The sequence below is a fragment of the Promicromonospora noduliphila genome, from assembly GCF_056951025.1.
Genome location: NZ_CM167806.1, coordinates 2,207,965 through 2,226,951 on the forward strand (window position 1 = coordinate 2,207,965; position 18,987 = coordinate 2,226,951).

Annotated in this window: 14 protein-coding genes; 8 read left to right on the plus strand and 6 right to left on the minus strand. The window is 72.1% G+C overall.

Translation table 11 applies throughout. The features are described from left to right. Positions 1-9 precede the first annotated feature (9 nt). The 4 genes from dut (at position 10) to AC0QU1_RS09675 (ending at position 2,534) form a co-directional block, all read left to right on the plus strand. Complete coding sequence (gene dut / locus AC0QU1_RS09660) at positions 10-444, plus strand: dUTP diphosphatase (protein ID WP_483576659.1); 435 nt, start codon at positions 10-12, stop codon at positions 442-444. A 165-nt stretch (positions 445-609) separates the two neighbouring features. After that, entirely contained in the window at positions 610-1,335 is a 726-nt protein-coding gene (locus AC0QU1_RS09665) for a DUF3710 domain-containing protein (RefSeq protein WP_483576176.1), read from the plus strand. 15 nt (positions 1,336-1,350) lie between these two features. Then, entirely contained in the window at positions 1,351-1,731 is a 381-nt protein-coding gene (locus AC0QU1_RS09670; protein ID WP_483576177.1) for an OB-fold nucleic acid binding domain-containing protein, read from the plus strand. A gap of 56 nt (positions 1,732-1,787) precedes the next feature. Then, complete coding sequence (locus AC0QU1_RS09675) at positions 1,788-2,534, plus strand: DUF3159 domain-containing protein (protein WP_483576178.1); 747 nt, start codon at positions 1,788-1,790, stop codon at positions 2,532-2,534. On the opposite strand, the gene AC0QU1_RS09680 is transcribed toward AC0QU1_RS09675, so the two are convergent. Both AC0QU1_RS09680 and AC0QU1_RS09685 read right to left on the minus strand, forming a co-directional pair. Beyond that, positions 2,531-3,196: a potassium channel family protein gene (locus AC0QU1_RS09680; protein WP_483576179.1), complete on the minus strand. Its 666-nt coding sequence runs from the start codon at positions 3,194-3,196 to the stop codon at positions 2,531-2,533. The genes AC0QU1_RS09675 and AC0QU1_RS09680 overlap by 4 nt on opposite strands. Then, positions 3,196-3,849, minus strand: coding sequence for a potassium channel family protein (locus tag AC0QU1_RS09685; protein WP_483576660.1), 654 nt, complete (start codon positions 3,847-3,849; stop codon positions 3,196-3,198). Before AC0QU1_RS09685 ends, AC0QU1_RS09680 begins: the two co-directional genes overlap by 1 nt. An 88-nt stretch (positions 3,850-3,937) precedes the next feature. On the opposite strand from AC0QU1_RS09685, the gene AC0QU1_RS09690 reads away from it, so the two are divergent. From AC0QU1_RS09690 to acnA, 4 genes are all read left to right on the plus strand, one after another. Next, entirely contained in the window at positions 3,938-5,935 is a 1,998-nt protein-coding gene (locus AC0QU1_RS09690; RefSeq protein ID WP_483576180.1) for an APC family permease, read from the plus strand. Between the two features lie 34 nt (positions 5,936-5,969). Next, complete coding sequence (locus AC0QU1_RS09695) at positions 5,970-7,355, plus strand: class I SAM-dependent RNA methyltransferase (protein WP_483576181.1); 1,386 nt, start codon at positions 5,970-5,972, stop codon at positions 7,353-7,355. 10 nt (positions 7,356-7,365) lie between these two features. Continuing rightward, positions 7,366-8,151: an SGNH/GDSL hydrolase family protein gene (locus tag AC0QU1_RS09700; protein WP_483576182.1), complete on the plus strand. Its 786-nt coding sequence runs from the start codon at positions 7,366-7,368 to the stop codon at positions 8,149-8,151. A gap of 141 nt (positions 8,152-8,292) precedes the next feature. Beyond that, entirely contained in the window at positions 8,293-11,055 is a 2,763-nt protein-coding gene (gene acnA, locus AC0QU1_RS09705; protein WP_483576183.1) for an aconitate hydratase AcnA, read from the plus strand. An 88-nt stretch (positions 11,056-11,143) separates the two neighbouring features. On the opposite strand, the gene AC0QU1_RS09710 is transcribed toward acnA, so the two are convergent. From AC0QU1_RS09710 to AC0QU1_RS09725, 4 genes are all read right to left on the minus strand, one after another. Then, positions 11,144-11,638: an arginase family protein gene (locus tag AC0QU1_RS09710; RefSeq protein WP_483576184.1), complete on the minus strand. Its 495-nt coding sequence runs from the start codon at positions 11,636-11,638 to the stop codon at positions 11,144-11,146. A gap of 118 nt (positions 11,639-11,756) precedes the next feature. Continuing rightward, a complete protein-coding gene (locus AC0QU1_RS09715; RefSeq protein WP_483576185.1) occupies positions 11,757-13,604 on the minus strand; it encodes an OmpL47-type beta-barrel domain-containing protein in 1,848 nt (615 codons plus the stop codon). 80 nt (positions 13,605-13,684) lie between these two features. Continuing rightward, a complete protein-coding gene (locus tag AC0QU1_RS09720) occupies positions 13,685-17,656 on the minus strand; it encodes a ThuA domain-containing protein (RefSeq protein ID WP_483576186.1) in 3,972 nt (1,323 codons plus the stop codon). Between the two features lie 89 nt (positions 17,657-17,745). Further along, positions 17,746-18,813 (minus strand): multicopper oxidase domain-containing protein, encoded by a 1,068-nt coding sequence (locus AC0QU1_RS09725; protein WP_483576187.1) that lies wholly within the window; start codon positions 18,811-18,813, stop codon positions 17,746-17,748. Positions 18,814-18,987: the final 174 nt, after the last annotated feature.

Consider the following 18,987-nt stretch of genomic DNA (forward strand, 5'->3'; position numbering starts at 1 on the left):
ACGGTCGACGTGCTCATCCGCCTCCTCGACGACGTCCCCGTCCCCTCCTACGCGCATCCCGGCGACGCCGGGGCCGACCTGGTGACGACGGTGGACGTCGAGATCCCGCCGCAGGGGCGGGTGCTGGTCCCCACCGGAGTCTCGATAGCGCTGCCGGACGGCTACGCGGCCTTCGTACACCCGCGGTCGGGGCTGGCCGCGAAGCACGGCGTCACCATCGTGAACGCGCCCGGCACGGTCGACGCGGGCTACCGCGGCGAGATCAAGGTCACGCTGCTCAACACCGACACCACCCAGGCCGTGAAGCTGGCCCGTGGCGACCGCGTGGCGCAGCTCGTGATCCAGAAGGTGGAGCGGGCGCGGTTCCTGGCCGCCGAGACGCTGCCGGGCTCGCACCGCGGCGACGGCGGCTTCGGCTCGAGCGGCGGTTTCGCTGGGCGCTGAACGCCCCCGCGCCGTACCGCCCGACTTACGTCCCGGCTGCGGCTCGGACGGGTCTAGGCTGTAGGTAACGAGTGGATAACGCCGCCCGGTGAAGCAATGCCGCGAGGCAACGGCTCCGCGCGGGCGGTTCGACGGACGACTGACGAAAGACGAAGGAGCGTGGCTGTGGGTCTGTTCAGCCGACGAGGCACGGCCGATGAGCCGGCGCCGGTCGAGTGGGCGTCGGTGGAGGCCGAGCAGCGCAAGCGGCCGCACGGGCCGTTCGACCGGTCGCAGGTGGCCGAGATGGGCCCCCGCGTGGACCTCGGTGCGATCTGGCTGCCGGTGATGCAGGGCCTCGAGCTGCGCATGGAGATCGACAAGAAGACGCAGAAGGTGACGGGGGTGACGGCCGCGCTGGAGGGGTCGAACCTCCAGATCCAGGCGTTCGCCGCGCCGCGCACGGACGGCATCTGGGACGAGATCCGGCACGAGATCGCGCAGTCCGTCAGCGGGCAGGGCGGCATCGTGGACGACGTGCCGGGCGTGTTCGGCCGGGAGCTGCTGGTCCGCATGCCCGTGACCGGCCCGGACGGGCAGTCCGGCCAGCGGCCGGCGCGGTTCATCGGGGTCGACGGCCCGCGCTGGTTCATCCGCGGTGTGCTCGCGGGCAAGGCGGCGCTCGACGCCGAGGCGGCCAAGCCGCTGGAGTCGGTGTTCGCGAACATCGTCGTGGTGCGCGACCAGAGCCCGCGCCCGCCGCGTGACCTGCTGCCCCTGGCGCTGCCGCGGTCGGCGCGCAAGGATGGTGGGCAGCAGGCGGCGACCGCCGCAGGCCCCGCGAACGCGGTACCCCAGGCGTCGGACTTCAACCCGCTGCGCCGCGGGCCAGAGATCACCCAGATCGGCTGACGAGGTGAGCGACTGATGTCCTTGCGTTCTGCGATCGCGTCCCGGATCGCGGCCACGCTGGCGTCCAACGAGCAGGTCTCGGACACCGAGGAGCGGGCCGAGGCCTCCCGCAACGTCGGCTGCGCGGCGATCGCGTCCCTCCCGTTCCGCTCCCGTGGCAAGGTCGCCGGCGTGCTGCGCTCGGTGGTGCTGCGCCCGCGCGAGGGCGTGCCCACCGTCGAGGCGGAGCTCTTCGACGGCTCCGGCGCCCTGGACCTGGTGTGGCTCGGACGGCGGACCATCGACGGCATCGAGCCCGGCCGCCGGATCCGCGTCGAGGGCATGGTGTGCGACGTCGAAGGGCGCCGCACCATGTTCAACCCCCGCTACGAGCTCCGGCCCCGGCCGGGGGAGTGACCGCCCGACTGACCGGGTGAAACCTGGACCCTCCGAAGCACGGCACAATAAGCCCCATGAGCGAACCAGCACGTCATGACGTGCCCCCGCAGTCCGAAGCCCCGGCGCGCGGCATGCGCGCCCTCGCCGGCGACGAGTTCTCCGCGGCGCAGGCCGTCGGCGGTGTGCGCGGCCTCGTGGAGGCGGTGCTCCCCGGCCTGGTGTTCGTCGTCGCGTTCGTGATCTTCACCGACCTGACGATCCCGCTCGTCGCGTCGGTCGTGGCCGCCCTGGTGCTGGTCGTCGCGCGCCTGGTGCAGCGCACACCCGTCACCCAGGCGGTGGGCGGCCTGCTCGGCATCGCCATCGGCGTGGTGTGGGCGTGGACGTCCGGCGAGGCCGAGAACTACTACGCGGGCGGGCTGCTGCTCAACGCCGGCTACATGGTGGTGCTGCTCGTCACCATCCTCGTGCGGCACCCCGCCGTCGGCTACGTCGTGGAGGCGCTGCGCGCCGGACTGACGCCCGACGCCGTGCGGGCAGAGGCCAACCGCGCCGACGGCGAGCCCTCGATCCTTTCCGGCCTGACCGCCTGGCGCAACGACCCGGCCAAGCTGCGCACCTACGCCATCGCCACCTGGCTCTGGGTGGGGCTGTTCGCCCTGCGCCTTGCCGTGAAGACGCCGCTCTACTTCGCCGGCGACATCGCGTGGCTCGGCACCTTCCACCTGCTGCTCGGCGTGCCGCTCTGGGCGCTCGTGCTGTACCTGACCTGGTACGTCGTGCGCCGCGGGCAGGCGGCCGCGCAGGCGGCGGCAGCCTAGCCCTTCGGGACGAGCAGCTTCTGGAGCGCCGCCGTGTCGGCGTCCGAGCCGGCGACCAGGAGCAGCTCGTCCCCCGCCTCCAGGGTGTCGTCGGGGCTCGGTACCAGCGGGCGGCCGTCCCGCACGATCGTCGACAGCGTGACGTCCGCCGGCCACACGACCTGACCCACGCGGGTCCCGGCCACCCGGGAGTCGGCGGGCAGCGTGAGCTCCAGGATGTCGGCGCGCGACTGGCTGAAGCTGAAGATCTTCACCAGGTCGCCCACCGCGACGGCCTCCTCGACCATCGCCGTCATGATGCGCGGCGTCGACACCGCGACGTCCACGCCCCAGGACTGGTCGAACATCCACTCGTTCTTCGGGTTGTTCACGCGCGCGACCGTGCGCGGCACCCCGAACTCCGTCTTGCCCAGCAGGGAGAACACGAGGTTCACCTTGTCGTCGCCGGTGGCGCCCACGACGACGTCGGCCTGCTCCAGCTCAGAGGCCTCCAGCGCGGGCAGCTCGCACGCGTCGGCGAGCACCCACTCCGCCTCCGGGACCTGCGAGACCCGCATGGCCGAGGGGTTCTTGTCGATCAGGGTGACCTCGTGCTCGTGGCTCAGCAGCTCCCGGGCGATCGAGCGGCCCACGGAGCCGGCGCCCGCGATGACCACCCGCATCAGGCCTCCTCGGCCGGCGGGGCGGCGGTGAGGATCCGCTCGATGTCCGCGGTCCGGTCGGCCGTCATGAGCAGGTACAGCACATCGTTCTCCTGGAGCACTGTGTCGGGGGTGGGGAGCACCGCCGTGGTGTAGCGGGTCACGAACGCCACGCGCGCGCCGGTGACGGACTCGAGGTGGAGCACCGGGCGGCCCACCCACTGCCGGTGGTAGTCGATCTGCGCGAGCCGGATCGTGCCCGACGGGTCGTGGTACTCGTCGGACGAGCCCAGCGGCAGCATGCGGCGCAGCACCTGGTCGGCGGTCCACCGCACCGTCGCGACCGTCGGGATGCCGAGGCGCTGGTAGATCTCGGCGCGGTGCGGGTCGTAGATGCGCGCCACGACGTTGTCCACGCCGTAGGTCTCGCGCACCACCCGCGCGGACAGGATGTTCGAGTTGTCGCCGTCGGACACCGCGGCGAACGCGTACGTGTCCTCGATCCCCGCCTGGACCAGCGTGTCCCGGTCGAAGCCCACCCCGGTCACCTTCTTGCCCGAGAAGTCGGCGGGCAGGCGCCGGAACGCGTCCGGGTTCTGGTCGATGACGGCCACGGAGTGCCCGCGGCCCTCGATCTCCTGGGCAAGGCTGGAGCCCACACGGCCGCAGCCCATGATCACGAAGTGCACAGGACGGAACGCTACCGCGCCGCGGACGACTCTGGTGCGCTGCGGGCCATCGGCGGGCATAGAGTCTTCCAACGTGTCGGACATCGTCGATGCGGCGAAGCGCCTAGTCTTCGGCCGCCCCATGCGCAGCGAGAGCCTGGGGCACACGCTGCTGCCCAAACGGATCGCCCTGCCCGTGTTCGCCTCGGACGCCCTGTCTTCCGTCGCCTACGCGCCGGACGAGATCCTCCTGACCCTCTCGCTGGCGGGTATAGCGGCCGTGGCGTTCTCGCCATGGGTGGGTCTCGCGGTGGTCGTCGTGCTGCTCATCGTGGTCGCCTCCTACCGGCAGAACGTGCACGCCTACCCGTCCGGCGGCGGCGACTACGAGGTCGCCACCACCAACCTCGGCCCCTCGGCGGGTGTCGGCGTGGCCTCCGCGCTGCTGGTCGACTACGTGCTCACCGTCGCGGTGTCGATCTCGTCGGCGGCCAACTACGCGTCGGCAGCCATCCCGGGGCTGCGCGGGCACGAGGCGCTCGCCGCCGTGATCGCGGTGGCGGTGCTCACCCTGATCAACCTGCGCGGGGTCAAGGAGTCGGGCACGGCGTTCGCGATCCCCACCTACTGCTACATGGCGATCGTCGGGGCCCTCATCCTCACCGGCGCCTTCCGCTTCTTCTCCGGCACCCTGCCCCAGGCCCAGAGCGCCGAGTTCGAGCTCACCGGCGAGGCGGCGTTCGACCAGGGCCTCGTCGGCATCGCCGGCGCGTTCCTGATGGCCAGGGCGTTCGCCTCCGGCTGCGCCGCGCTGACCGGCGTCGAGGCCATCAGCAACGGGGTGCCCGCGTTCCGCAAGCCCAAGTCGCGCAACGCGGCGACCACCCTGCTGCTGCTCGGCACCATCTCCTCGACGATGATCGTCTCGATCCTGCTGCTGGCCCAGGCCACCGGCGTCCGCTTCGCGGAGGACCCGCACACCCAGCTCACCCTGAACGGCGAGCCCGTGTCGGGCGACTACGTCCAGATCCCCGTCATCGGCCAGCTCGCGGAGGCCGTGTTCGCCGGCTTCCCGCCGGCGTTCTACGCGGTGTCGGCGGTCACGGGCCTCATCCTGGTGCTCGCCGCCAACACGGCGTTCAACGGGTTCCCCGTGCTGGGCTCGATCCTGGCGCGCGACGGGTACCTGCCCCGCCAGCTCCACACGCGCGGCGACCGGCTCGCGTTCTCGAACGGCATCGTCACGCTCGCGATCGCCGCGATCGTCCTGATCGTCGTGTTCGACGCCGAGACCACCCGCCTCATCCAGCTCTACATCGTCGGCGTGTTCGTGTCGTTCACGCTGTCCCAGCTCGGCATGCTGCGGCACTGGACGCGCGAGCTGCGCACCGAGCCCAACCCCGCGGTGCGCGGGCGCATGCAGCGCTCGCGGGTGATCAACGGCGTCGGGTTCGCGCTGACCGGTACGGTCCTCGTCATCGTGCTGATCACCAAGTTCACCCACGGCGCCTGGATCACCATCCTTGCCATGGGCGTGCTGTTCCTGCTCATGCGGGGGATCAGCAGGCACTATGCCCAGGTGCGCGACGAGCTCGCGCTGGACGACGTCTCCGCCGCCCGCGCGCTGCCGAGCCGGGTGCACGCGATCGTGCTGGTCTCCAAGGTGCACAAGCCGACCATGCGGGCCCTCGCCTACGCGCGGGCCGCACGGCCCAACGTGCTGGAGGCCGTCACGGTGGGCGTGGACCGCGAGGACATCGAGCGGCTCACCGCCGAGTGGGAGGCCCTCGACCTGCCCGTGCCGCTGCGCATCCTGGACTCGCCGTACCGCGAGATCACCCGGCCGGTGATCAAGTACGTGCGGTCGGTGCACCGCGAGTCGCCGCGCGACCTGGTGATCGTGTACATCCCCGAGTACGTGGTGGGGCACTGGTGGGAGCAGCTCCTGCACAACCAGTCGGCGCTGCGCCTCAAGGGCAGCCTGCTGTTCACGCCGGGGGTCGTGGTGGCGTCCGTGCCGTGGCAGCTCGCCTCGACGCACGGCCAGACCGGGCTGGAGGCCGACGCCTTCCTGCGCGGCCGGCGGCTGTAGCGGGGCAGGACGGCGCGCGGGGGATACTTGGCGCATGCCCCGCCACCCCGACCGCCGCACCGCGCCCGCCGACCCCGAGCAGGGCGGCCGCCCGCGCCGTCGCCCGCAGCGCTCCCCGCGGCCGGGCCGGGCCCGGCGCGTGAGCGACGCCCCGGCGCGCGAGGTGGGCACGGAGGTCGAGCTGGAGGTCGGCCCGGTGGCGCACGGCGGCCACTGCGTGGCCCGCCTGGACGGCCGGGTGGTCTTCGTGCGGCACACCCTGCCCGGGGAGCGGGTCCGCGCCCGGGTCACCGAGGGCGGGTCGAGCTTCTGGCGCGCCGACGCCGTCGAGGTGCTCCAGGCCTCACCCGACCGTGTGCCGCCCGCCTGGCCCGCCGCAGGGGCCGACGGCGTGGGCGGTGGTGAGCTGTCGCACGTCGCCCTGCCCGCGCAGCGCCGGTGGAAGACGGACGTGCTCGTCGAGCAGCTCCGGCGCCTGGCCCGTATCGACGCCGACTGGCTGGCCCGCGAGGTGACCGTCGAGCCGGCGCCCGGCGACGACGAGCGCGGCGGCCTGCACTACCGTACGCGGATCGACCTGGTCGCGGACGCCGACGGCCGCGCGGGCATGCGCAAGCACCGCTCGCACGACGTCGTCGCGCTGGCCGAGATGCCCCTCGCCACCACCCAGCTCGCGGCGTTCGCCGCCGCCGAGGACGTGTTCACGCGCACCTGGGCGCCCGGCGCGCGGCTGGAGCTGGTGGCGCCGTCCGACGGCGAGCCGCTGCTCCTGGTCGACGGCGAGCCGTGGCGCCGGGGCAGGCCGGACACCCGGCCGAACGCCCGCCGCGCCGTGACCGAGACCGTCACCGGGCCGTGGGGTACGCACGGCTACCGCGTGGCCGCCGACGGGTTCTGGCAGGTGCACCGGGAGGCGCCGGCCGTGCTCACGGGCGCGGTGCTGGACGCCGTCGGACCCGCCGAGGGGGCCACCGTGCTGGACCTGTACTCCGGCGCGGGGCTGTTCACGCTCCCGCTCGCCGACGCCGTCGGACCCGGCGGGCGGGTGGTCGCCGTGGAGGGCGACGCGCGGGCCGTCAAGGACGCGCGGCGCAATGCGCACGCGTTCGGGCAGGTGGTGCTGCAGGAGGGTGCGGTGGACCGGGTGCTGGGGTCGGGCACCACCACGTCGGCCGACGTGGTGGTGCTGGACCCGCCGCGCACGGGGGCGGGGCGGGCGGTGGTGGATGCGATTGCCAGCAGGGCGCCGCGCCGCGTTGTGTACGTGGCGTGCGACCCGGCGGCGCTGGCGCGGGACGTGGGTTATCTCGCGGTGCATGGCTACGCTCTGACCGGGGTGCGCGGGTTTGACTTATTCCCCCACACCCACCACCTAGAGGCAGTTGCCGTCCTGGACAAGAAGGTCGATCCGGGCGCATAGGATGCGCACCGTGAAGCGGTGGCTGATGAGCGGCGGGGTCGTCGCGTCCGTGCTGGTGGCGTTTGCCGCGGCGGTGGTGGTCGGCATGATCGTCGGGGCCGGCGGTATCGCGGCAGGGGACACCGCCGACGAGGCGGCGGCCACGAGCACACCCTCGGCGAGCACGAGCTCGGCGAGCCCGACGCCGTCCGACACCACGCCGTCGGACAACAAGCCGACGGTTCCCACGGTCAAGGTCGAGAAGAAGCCCGTCGCGGTGTTCGTCGGCGACTCGTACACGGTGGGCCAGGGCTCGTCGTCGCCGGAGAAGCGGTGGAGCACGCTCGTGGCACGCGAGATGGGCTGGGCCGAGCGCAACGTGGCGCAGGGCGGCACGGGTTACGTGAGCCGGAGCGTGCGGATCCCCAAGCTGTCCTACGGCGAGCAGCTCCGGGCCACGCCCAAGAAGGGCGTGCAGGTGGTGGTGATCGCGGGCGGGCAGAACGACTTCCCCGAGCTCGAGGAGAACCCGGAGCTGGTGTTCGGCGCCGTCGAGCGGGCCTTCAGGACGGCGCACCAGAAGTTCCCGGAGGCACGGGTCATCGCCGTCGGGCCGTCGACGCCGTGGGACGTCGGGCTGGAGGCGCGCGCCCTGGACAGCGCCGTGCGGGCGGCGGCGGAGCGGTACGACGCGACGTACGTCTCGCTGATCGACCCCGACGTGGTGCTCGACCGGTTCGTGCACGCGGACGGCATCCACGTCAACGACGCGGGCTACGCGGCCATCGCGCGCCGGGTGCTCGCGCAGATATCTTGACGTCAAGATAAATGCGTTATGCTGGCCGGAGCAGCCCGGCCTAGGCTGGGTGAAGCCCCCTGGAAGCCATGCGTAGGCTCCCCGCGCGATGACAGCGCCTCGTGGAGCCGACGCACCGTCAGCCCCGCAGAAGGAGCCACAGTGAGCACGGTGGACACGTTCGGATCGAAGGGAACGCTGGAGGTCTCTGGCACGTCCTACGAGATCTTCCGGCTCGGCGCGGTCGAGGGGGTGGAGCGCCTCCCGTACTCCCTGAAGATCCTCGCCGAGAACCTGCTGCGCACCGAGGACGGCGCGAACATCACCGCCGACCACGTGCGCGCCCTCGCGTCGTGGGACCCCGACGCCCAGCCCGACACCGAGATCCAGTTCACGCCCGCCCGCGTGATCATGCAGGACTTCACCGGCGTGCCCTGCGTCGTGGACCTCGCCACGATGCGGGAGGCCGTCGCGGCCCTCGGCGGCGACGCCACGCGGGTCAACCCGCTGGCCCCCGCCGAGATGGTCATCGACCACTCGGTGCAGATCGACGTCGCCGGCCGGTCGGACGCGTTCGCGCGCAACGTCGAGTTCGAGTACCAGCGCAACCACGAGCGCTACCAGTTCCTGCGCTGGGGCCAGACGGCGTTCGACGACTTCAAGGTCGTGCCGCCGGGCACCGGCATCGTGCACCAGGTGAACATCGAGTACCTGGCCCGCACGGTCATGACACGCGAGGTCGACGGCGTCCTGCGCGCCTACCCCGACACCTGCGTCGGCACCGACTCGCACACCACGATGGTCAACGGCCTGGGCGTGCTGGGCTGGGGCGTCGGCGGCATCGAGGCCGAGGCCGCGATGCTCGGCCAGCCGGTCTCGATGCTCATCCCGCGCGTCGTCGGCTTCAAGCTGAACGGCTCGATCCCCGCCGGCGTGACCGCCACCGACGTCGTGCTCACGATCACGCAGATGCTGCGCCAGCACGGCGTGGTGGGCAAGTTCGTCGAGTTCTACGGCGAGGGCGTGGCCCAGGTGCCGCTCGCCAACCGCGCCACCATCGGCAACATGTCGCCCGAGTTCGGCTCCACGGCCGCGATCTTCCCGATCGACGCCGTGACCGTCGACTACCTGCGCCTGACCGGCCGCTCCGAGGAGCAGCTCGCGCTCGTGGAGGCGTACGCCAAGGAGCAGGGCCTGTGGCTCGACGCCGACACGCCCGAGGCGGTCTACTCCGAGTACCTGGAGCTCGACCTGTCGACGGTGGTGCCGTCGATCGCCGGGCCGAAGCGCCCGCAGGACCGCATCGAGCTGTCCCACGCGAAGTCGGCGTTCGTCCGCGACCTGCCTACCTACGCGCCCGAGGTGCGCGACCTGGTGGACGAGGCGGAGAAGGAGTCCTTCCCGGCCTCCGACTCGCCCGCCGTCACGCCGAACGGCCGCCGCACGGTGCCCGTCACGAACAGCGAGGGCAAGGAGTTCGAGCTGTTCCACGGCGCGGTCGCGATCGCCTCGATCACCTCCTGCACCAACACCTCCAACCCGTCGGTCATGCTCGCCGCGGCGCTGCTCGCGAAGAACGCCGTCGAGAAGGGCCTCATGTCCAAGCCGTGGGTCAAGACCTCCATGGCGCCGGGCTCGCAGGTGGTGACCAACTACTACGAGAAGGCCGGCCTCTGGCCGTACCTGGAGAAGCTGGGCTTCCACCTGGTGGGCTACGGCTGCGCCACCTGCATCGGCAACTCCGGCCCGCTGGACGAGAAGGTCTCCGAGGCCGTCAACGAGCACGACCTGTCGGTCGTCTCGGTGCTGTCCGGCAACCGCAACTTCGAGGGCCGCATCAACCCGGACGTCAAGATGAACTACCTGGCCTCCCCGCCGCTGGTCATCGCGTACGCCCTGGCCGGCACCATGGAGTTCGACTTCGAGCACGACCCGCTGGGCCGCGACGAGGCCGGCAACCCGGTGTTCCTGCGGGACATCTGGCCCACGCCCGAGGAGGTCGAGGCCACCATCGCGTCCTCGATCGACCGCAAGATGTTCGAGGCGGACTACGCCGACGTGTTCAAGGGCGACGAGCGCTGGGCCGCGCTGGAGACCCCCGAGGGCGACACCTTCGCGTGGGACCCCGAGTCCACCTACGTGCGCAAGCCCCCGTACTTCGACGGCATGGGCATGACGCCGGAGCCCGTCACCGACATCTCCGGCGCGCGCGTGCTCGCCAAGCTCGGCGACTCGGTCACCACCGACCACATCAGCCCCGCCGGCTCCATCAAGGCGGACAGCCCGGCGGGCAAGTACCTCGCCGAGCACGGCGTGGGCCGCCGCGACTTCAACTCCTACGGCTCGCGGCGCGGCAACCACGAGGTCATGATCCGCGGCACGTTCGCGAACATCCGCCTGCGCAACCAGCTCCTGGCCGCCGAGAACGACGGCGCGGGCGTCGAGGGCGGCTTCACCTACAACTTCGTGAAGGACGCGCAGGACACGATCTACGACGCCGCGCAGGACTACGCCGCGGCCGGCACCCCGCTCGTGGTGCTCGGCGGCAAGGAGTACGGCTCGGGCTCGTCGCGCGACTGGGCCGCCAAGGGCACGGCGCTGCTGGGCGTCAAGGCCGTCATCACCGAGAGCTTCGAGCGCATCCACCGCTCCAACCTCATCGGCATGGGCGTGCTGCCGCTGCAGTTCCCGGCGGGCCAGAGCGCCGAGTCGCTCGGCCTGGACGGCACGGAGACCTTCGACATCGCGGGCGTCACCGCGCTGAACGACGGCACGACGCCCGAGACGGTGGCGGTCACGGCGACGAAGGCCGACGGCTCGCAGGTCGCCTTCGACGCCGTGGTGCGCATCGACACCCCGGGCGAGGCGGACTACTACCGCAACGGCGGCATCCTCCAGTACGTCCTGCGCTCGCTGGTGGCCTGAGCACCGGTCCCGGCCGAGTGATCGGCAGAATGTCAGGAGATCGGTAATCCGAGGTGCCGATCTCCTGACATTTTGCCGACCGCCCGGCTCAGGGCGCCGCGGCCAGCGGCGGCCAGGTGCCCGGCAGGTCCAGCAGGTGGGCGACGCCCATCGAGTCGAGGATCGGCTCGTCGGGGTGGTCGGGCAGAAGCTGGAGGTCCTGCCCGCCGTCCACGTACACGAGCGCCAGGTCCGGGTGCCGCTCCGCCAGGGCGGCGACCAGGCCGATGGTCACGGTGCACTCCCCGCCGAGCACCAGCGGGCGCTCGCCGCGGGCCAGCACCTCGGCGACGCCGTCACGGACGGCTTCGAGGCCGGCGACCACCCGCTCGGCGTCGTTCGGCTCACCCGGCTCGGGTCGGGCCCGCCAGATGGCGGCGCGCAGGTCGCCGTCGTCCCGCACGGCGACGCCCGCGGTGCGCAGCGCGTCGAGCAGGCCTGCCGCGCGCAGGGCGGCCGGCGCCTTCTCCAGGCCGCGGGTGTGCGCGGCCGCGCTGGACGGTACGCCCAGGACTGTCCAGGTACCCGTACCGGTGGACGCCATGCGACGAGTCTGCCCGAACCGGGTGGGTGGCACCAGGGTCCGCCCGGCGAACGCGGAACGGACCGCCTGCCGGTGGGGCAGGCGGTCCGTTCCGCAGCAGGCTCTCCTTCCGCAGCGGCTACCGGCCGACGTCGGACCGCTTGGCGGCGCTGACCAGCCTGTCGGCCTGCCGCGTGGTGAGGACGCCGTCGGCGCTGAGCCGGCCGGCGATCTGGCGCACGTGGCTGACGAAGGCGGTGTGGCTGACCCACGACCCGTCCGCGTCGACGAGGTCGGCGACGGTGCACCCGTTGCCGGTGTCGACGTTGGCCACCTTGCTGTCCACGTTCCCCATGATCACCGTGGGACGCTCGTCGGAGACGGGGCAGGCGTCGATGCTGGTCCGGGCGACGGAGAACCGGAGCGTGCCCGTCCGGGTCACGTTCCCGGCGTTGTCGGTGGCCCGGTAGGCCAGCGCGTGCGCCCCGGGTTCCGTGACGTCGAACGGGCCCGTGTACTCCCGGAACGCGGTGTCGCCGAGCGCCCACTCGACGAACGCCACCCCGGACTCGTCGTCCCGCGCGGTGATCGACACCCGCGCGGTGTCCAGGTAGACGCCGTACTCGTCCTGCTCGCCGTCCACCTGGGCCGACGCGATCGGTGGCGTGGTGTCCGGCGGGTCGGCGCCGCCCACCACGACCAGCTCCACCGACCCCGGCGCCGAGGTGTTGCCCGCGGCGTCCGTGGCCCGGTACGCCACCGTGTGCGGGCCGTTGACGTCGACCACCACGGGGTCGGTGTAGTCGGCGAACGCGGCGCCGTCCAGGCTGTACTCGACGCGCGCCACGCCGGATCCGGCGTCCTCGGCGTGGAGCTGGACGGTCGCAGAGCCCACGTACGCGCCGTCGGGATCCTGCTCACCCGTGACGTGCGCGGTCACCGCCGGCGGCGTGGTGTCCTCCTGCGAGGGTTCGACGACGGTGAACGTCGCGGAACCCGGCGCTGAGACGTTGCCGGCGTTGTCGGTGGCCCGGTAGGTCACCGTGTGCTCGCCGGGCTCGTCGACCACCACGGGGTCGGTGTAGGCCGTGTATCCGGCGCCGTCCAGGTCGTACTCGACGCTCGCCACGCCCGAGCCGGCGTCGAGGGCCGCGAGGCTCACGGTCGCGGACCCCACGTAGGCGCCGTTCTCGTCGAGCTCGCCCGTGACCTCCGGGGTGACCACCGGCGCCGTCGTGTCCTGGCCGTCGGCGGGCACCACGGTGACGTGCACCATCCCTGGCGCCGAGGTGTTGCCTGCGTTGTCGGTGGCGCGGTACTCCAGCATGTACGTGCCGGGCTCGTCGAAGACGACGGGCGCGGTGTACGGGGCGTACGCGCCGCCGTCGACCGAGTACTCGACGGAGGCCACGCCCGAGCTGTCGTCCTGGGCCGACAGGCTCACGGCGGCCGAGCCGATGTAGGCGCCGTCGCCGTCCTGCTGCCCGGCGACCTGCGCTGTGACGACGGGGGCCGTGGTGTCCTCGCCCGGGCCCTCCGTCACCACGAGCTCGCCCACCATCGTGCCGTGCCCGGGGATGGCGCAGAAATACCGGTACGTGCCGGGGGTCAGCACGACCTCCGCCTCGTAGCGGCCGCCCGCGCTGTCCAGGGGGTTGGCCAGGATGTCGAGCGTGACGTCGTGGTTGTACCCCGGCGTGCTCGTGTCGAACGTCAGGGTGTGGCTCATGGCGATGTTGTTGCCGGTGGCCGTGCTGTTCTCGAACACGATGGTGGTCGGGCCGGCGGTCGCCGTCGCCGGGGCGGAGGCGTACTCGGTGACGCTCGCGCTCGCGGTGAAGGTCAGCACCTGCTCGGCGGCCTGCGCCTCGGCCTGGGTCTGGCCTGGAGCCTGGGCCGCCGGACCCGGCTCCACCGCCGTGGCGGAGCCGGGGACGAGCCAGGCGGCGGCCAGGGCGCCGGCCGCGGCCAGGGCGACCAGGCGCATGCGTGCCCGGCCCTGCCGGGCCGGTCTCTGCCGAATCAGTTGTCCGAACATCGGCGTACCTCTCATGGTGTCAGGCATGGTCACAGCTCCCGGACCCGGATGTTGCGGAACTCGATCACGTCGGAGTTCCCGTGGTTCTGCAGCCCCACGAACCCGCTGAGGAACTGCCGCAGGTCGGTCGGCGGGTCGCCGGGGCGTGAGGACTGCTTGCCCGGCGAGTTGTCGAACTCGTTGAGCACCACGCCGTTGCGCAGGATCGTGTACTGCTGGCCGACCACGCGGACCTCGTACTCGTTCCAGACGCCCTTGCCGGTCGCGCCGGCGCCGTCGAGCGCGACCGGGTCGAAGTTGTACACCGACCCCGTCTTCTGCGGCTCACCGCTCTCGCCGTCGTAGATCTGGATCTCCTGGCCGCAGTAGATCGCCACCCAGGCCTCGGCGTCGGTGAGCTGCCCGCACTCCGGCCGGTCGTCGCGTGGCACGCGCGGGTCCGGGAACCGGGTGAAGATGCCGCTGTTGGCGCGGGTGGTGCCGGGGGAGACGTCCTGGAACTCCAGCTTCAGCGAGAAGTCCCCGAACTCCTCGGCCGTGTACCAGAGCATGCCCAGGCCGCCCTGGGACCGCAGGGACCCGTCGGGCCGCAGCTCGAAGCTGCCGCCGGGGGCCTGCCGCCAGCCCGCGAGGGACTCGGACGTGCCGTCGAAGAGCCACCGGTACCCGGTGCTGCCCTCCGCGCCGATGCCGGACTCCTCGGCGGCCTGGACCAGTGCGGTCTTCTCCCGCCGGGTGATCACCCGGTCGGCCTGGAGCTGGTCGGCCACCGCGGTGACGTGGTTGACGAACCGGCCGTTCGTGTCCCACTCCCGCTCGTCCTGGATCAGGTCGGCGATGGTGCAGCCGCCCAGGTCGTCGTTGGCCACGCCGCTGTCGACGTCGCCGACCCAGACCGTGGCCCGGTCGTCCGGGACGGTGCACGTGGTGCGCACCGGCACGTCCACCGTGCTGGTCGTGCCGTCCGCGTAGGTCACCGTGAGGGTCGCGTCGTAGCTGCCGACTCGCGCGTAGGTGTGCCGCGGGTTGGCCTCCGCCGACGTCGTGCCGTCCCCGAAGTCCCACGCCCAGGAGACGCCGCCCGAGCGGTCGCCGGTGAAGGCGACGGTGAGCGGGTCGCTCTGCACGCTCGCGCCGGAGCCGGCCGGCACCGGCGTCGCCGGGCCGCCCGTGTAGGTGATCCGGGTGAGCTTCTGGCGGTCGGTCAGGGAGAAGAAGCCGCCGCCGTAGTCGAGCAGGTACAGCGCGCCGTCCGGGCCGAACTTGGCGTCCATCCACTGCGCGACGTCGCCGTCGCCGTTGCCGCCCGAGATGATCTGGCGCAGGTCCTCGGCGAAGACCGGGGGGCCGGCCTCCTCGACCGTGTCCGGGTTCACCGTGACGGCCACCCGGTTGTTCGCGTTCGACTGGTCGCCGATGAACCACTTGTTGTCCCAGTACGCGGGCCAGGCCACACCGCTGTCCGTGTCGACCTCCGACCGGTGGTACGTCGGGCCGTTCATCACGGCCTGGCCGCCGCCGCGCAGGTACGGCTGGGTGTAGGTGGCCTCGGAGTCCACGTACGACGGGATGCCGTCCTCACCCTCGGGGAAGACCGGGCCGCCGCCGCTCGGCGAGTACCAGATCATGTTCGCCCGGGCCGGCGGGATGTCGACCAGGCCGGTGTTGCGCGGCGAGGTGTTCTTCAGGTTGTCGCAGTCGTACCAGCCCGTCAGGACGCTCGCGTCGGTGTTGCTGCGGTCCCGGTACGGCTGCTTGTTCCCCATGCAGTAGGGCCAGCCCTGGTTGCCCGCCGATGTGATGATGGTGGCCGTCTCGTACTTCGCCGGCCCGAGCTCCGGGTTCGGCAGGAAAGCGTCCGGGCCCACCCAGGCCGCCGTCAGCCAGTCGTTCTTGGTGTCGTAGTCCAGCCGGGAGATGTTGCGCACGCCCATGACGTAGATCTCCGGGCGCGTCTTGTCGCCCGGGTCCTCCGCCTCGGGGAACAGGTTGCCCTCCGGGATGGTGAACGTGCCGTCCGGCTCCGGGTGGATCCGCAGTATCTTGCCGTTCAGGTCGTTCGTGTTGCCGGCGGTGCGGCGCGCGTCCTGGAACGAGATGCCCGCGTACTCCTGGGTCCAGTTGTTCCCCGAGTAGCCGCTGGAGCCGCCCGAGGAGTTGCTGTCGCCCGAGCCGATGTAGAGGTTGCCCTCGTCGTCGAAGTCCATGCCGCCGCCCGCGTGGCAGCAGCTGTGGATCTGCGTCTCCCACTGCAGCAGGTCCTCGCGCGTGGCCTGGTCGATGGTGTTCGCCTCGGCGTCGTACGTGAAGCGCGACACCGTGCGCAGGCCGACGCGCCGCTCGGTGTCGATCGACTCGTGCGGCATCCAGTAGAGGTAGACCCACCGGTTCTCGGCGAAGTCCGGGTCCAGCGTGATGCCGAGCAGACCCTCCTCGTTCTTGACCAGCTCGTCCCCGCTGCCGCGGTTGCCCATGACGTCGAGCGTCGTCAGGAGCTTCGTCGTGCCCGACTCCGGGTCCCAGCGGTGCACCGTGCCGCAGCCCAGCCCCACGTTCGGGTCGTCCCACGACACGACCGGACCCGACGGGCACGCGGCCTTGCCGATGTAGAAGACGCCGCCGTCCGGCGCCACCGTGAGCCCGTGCGGCTCACCGATCTGGTCGAGCGTGCCCGCGGTGTTCCGCGTCGTCAGCCGCTCGGACTCGTAGTTCGCCGCGATCGTCGCCTGGCAGTCGCCGCGGACCATACCCGTCGACCACAGCAGCCCGCCCAGCAGGTGGTCGCGGAACCCCTCCTCGGCGTAGCTCGCGGTGGTGCCGCCCATGCCCGTGTAGAACGACCGGCCGCCGTCGTAGTCGCGGCACCACGAGACGGGGTGGAAGGCCCCGTTCGCGCCCTCGCCAGGCTCGTAGTCCCACTCCTGCACCTGCGCCACGGTGTGCACGTCGCCGACCGGGTTCGGCGACCAGTTCAGCCACCGGTCCGAGCGGGTCCAGTTCAGCGGCAGCCCGTCGTTGGCCGGGTGCGCGCGGTCGACGACGTTGACCGTCGCCTCCTGCACCGGGACTACGGGGTCGGGCTCCTCGGAGCCGCTGCCGTCGAAGAGCTGGAGCTCGGCGAGCTGGGTGAGGCCGTCGCCGGCGTTCGCCGTGATGTCGAGCCGGTAGTGCCGGTAGGCCGTCGTGTTCTCGAACCGGTAGTCCATCGGGGTGAACCGGTCGGGGAACGCCTGGTCCGCCTGCGTGTCCAGGTCGGTCCACGTGGTCCCGTCGGTGGAGCCCTGCAGCGTCCAGTCCTGCGGGTCGCGCCCCTCGAAGTCGTTGGCAGAGGTCAGCGCGTACCGCGTGGCGACGACGGGCTCCGCCATCTCGAGCTCGATCCACGCCGTCGGCTCGAACGCGAGCCACTTGGTGTTCGCGTCGCCGTCGATCAGCTTGGTGGCGATCTCGTTCGGCGGGTTCTCGGCGCTCGCGGTGACGCTCGCGACCGCCAGCGGGTCCGGCAGGTTGCCGGCCGGGCGCGTGCCGATCAGCCCCGTGAACCACTGCGAGCGGTCCTGGGCGCGCGCGGCGTCGCGGATCCCGAGGAACCCGCCGCCGCCCTGGACGTAGCCCTTGAGCGCGTCCTCCTGCGCGGTGCTGAGGTCCGTGCCCTCGGCGGAGAGGAAGACGACGCCGCGGTACTCCGCGAGGTTCTTCGCCGTGAAGACCTTCGGGTCGCTGGCCGTGTGCACGGTGAACCCGTTCTGGGCACCCAGCTCCCGGATGGTGCGCACGGCGGTCGTCACCGGGTCGACCTGCTGGGCCGGCGCCCCGTGGAACACCAGCACGGTGACGTCCGCGGCGTCCTGCACCGCGGCGGGTGCCGCGGGCGTGACGGCGGCCGGGCGCTGGGCCTGGGCCGGGACCGCCGCCAGGCTGACGACGAGCGCGGCGCCGGCGACGGCGGCGAGCGCGCCGCGCGCCGTCCTCCGGCGCGCCGTCCGGCGCGGTGCGGCCACGCCGGGGATCCTGCGTCTTCCTCTTCCTGTCCGTTCCATCACTGCTCCTTCGCGCGTGATCAAGGTGTCAGGGCACGTCCTGCTTGCGGTCAGTGGCCGGCGTGGCCGCCCGCCTCGGCGGACGCCTCGGACTCGGCGGAGGTGCTGGTCGTGTGCCCGCCGTGCCCGTGGAACCGGTCGATGGCCTCCTGCGCGCCGTCGGGCATGGACCCGTCGGCGTTGCGGACCAGGAAGATCCCGGCCATGCCGCCGTCCGAGTGGAGCTGGACGTGGCAGTGGTACATCCAGGCGCCCGCGCCGACCGACTGGCCGGCCCTGACCTGGAACCCGAACGAGTCACCCGGGTTGAGGTCGCGGGTGTCGACCACCTGGCTGGGGTCGTCCGGGCCGGTGAGGTACCCGGTCCGGTTGTTCGCCCAGCGGTGGGCGTGCAGGTGGAAGGTGTGGAGCTGGTCGCCGTGCCCGATCGCGATGAACTCGACGGTCTCGCCGAGGTTCGCCTCGAACATCGGGGTGTCGGGCGCCGACTTGTTGTTGACCGACATGTCGTTGAACACCACGGTGAACTGCCGGTCCGGCAGGCGGTCGCCCGCCCGCCGCACGACGAGCCCGCCGTAGAGGCCCTTGCGCAGCCCGGCGGTGCCGTGCTCGCTGTCCATCGCGTGGTCGTGGTAGTGCCAGTAGCCGGCCGTGCCGGGGATCCAGTGGCCGTCGTCGAGCTGGCGCTGCGTGTGGCTGCGCCAGGTGTAGGTGCGGGTCTCGCCGGGCTCGTTGAACGAGGCGTTGAAGGGGCTGCCGTCCGACTCGGTCGCGTAGTCGACGCCGTGCGGGTGGATCGACAGGCGCTTGTCGGTGTTGTTCACCAGCTCGATCTGGAGCGTGTCGCCCTCCCACATCTCCAGCAGCGGGCCGGGGATCGTGGCCTTGCCGGGCGCGAGCCCGTAGCCGTAGAGGCCGCCGGGCAGCGCCTCCGCGTACAGGGTGATGTGCCGGGTGGTGGCGAGCGGCCTGACCGACGACGTCACGGCGGTCGCGGTGTCTGAGCCGAGCGCCAGCGCCGCCGTCGGCGCCATGAGGCCGGCGAGCGTGCCGGTCAGGATCGAGCGGCGGGACACGCCGCTCAGCGGGGAGCTGGCGTCAGTGCTGTTCTCGGGCATGAGTCTCCGTTCGACACCGTCGGGGCAGGCGGTCGGGCCGGCCTCGTTGACAGGGATTGCGGGAGGGGACTGCTCAGGCGCGTGCAGCCGTCGGCGGCGACGCCGTGAGTGACAGCGGTGTCACGAAGGTGGACCTCATCGTCGTTCCCTCCATGGAAGGCGTGCACCATCGGG